This window comes from Gilliamella sp. Pas-s25 (assembly GCF_009795885.1).
Classification (GTDB): Bacteria; Pseudomonadota; Gammaproteobacteria; order Enterobacterales; family Orbaceae; genus Gilliamella.
The window spans coordinates 1-868 of the sequence record NZ_WTEV01000075.1 but is presented as its reverse complement, the minus strand read 5'-3'; the positions used below and the strand labels follow the sequence as shown (position 1 = coordinate 868).

At 25.1% G+C, this 868-nt stretch carries 1 protein-coding gene and 1 pseudogene; both read left to right on the top strand.

Annotated features, from left to right (window positions below):
• A partial coding sequence (locus GQ593_RS13370) for a hypothetical protein (RefSeq protein WP_202115517.1) occupies positions 1-281 on the top strand: 281 nt, incomplete at its 5' end.
• A 12-nt stretch (positions 282-293) separates the two neighbouring features.
• A pseudogene (locus GQ593_RS13365) lies at positions 294-868 on the top strand (hypothetical protein); the annotation flags it as partial.

The window sequence follows — 868 nt, the reverse complement described above, 5'->3', positions numbered from 1 at the left end:
CAAATATTGCAACAGGTTCGCAAAATAAAATTATTATGGAAAACCCATATAAATATGATCCATTAGGTAGTGAAATATTAAGAGTTTTAGATAATAATGGAACCATTATTATCAAAGGTAGTTGGAATAATCCAAGTATGAAGAATATAGAAAAAATTGCTGCAGACAAGGGATTCACTTTATCTGAAAAAAATGTTATTTCAAGTAAAGGGTATTCACAATCAAATGGCAAACCAATACAGAATGAAACTATTACTGAATATAAATTTATTAGAAAATAATTAAGGTTTATTATGGAATATAAATTAGATGTAACCAATAGTTATCAGGAATTTATATGCTTAGACAATAATCTAGGAATAGAAAACTATTTATCGTTTGACTTAGAAAGTGGTGAAGATGATTTTCAAGTCAACTTAGAAAATATAGCGGTTAACATGAGCGAAGAAATTTGGTATTTACCTATTATAAAGCAAAATCCTAAAAGTGTTCTTAATAATGCTTTAAATGAAATTGATTTAAATGACCCAAGTAGTATATTAATTATTTTGATTAGAAAGGCAAGATTAATTATAAAAAACTTCAAAAACATGTATTTAAAAATACATGATGAAAAAAATGAACGTTTTCATTCCACAGATTCTAATTTTACCATAGGGGATAAATATATTTGGTTGGCAGGAAAAAGTGCTGACTATTCCGATCAAAAAATCAATTTAAAAATTGTTTTTTCAGGTAGATTAAATTTTGTTTTTGAAGAATCAGATATTTTAATTCAAACAATAGAGTTTCGAGATTATATTACACACCATGAAGTTGATATTATTAACAGATATCAAGAATTAATTGTCAAATTAAAAAATAGAAA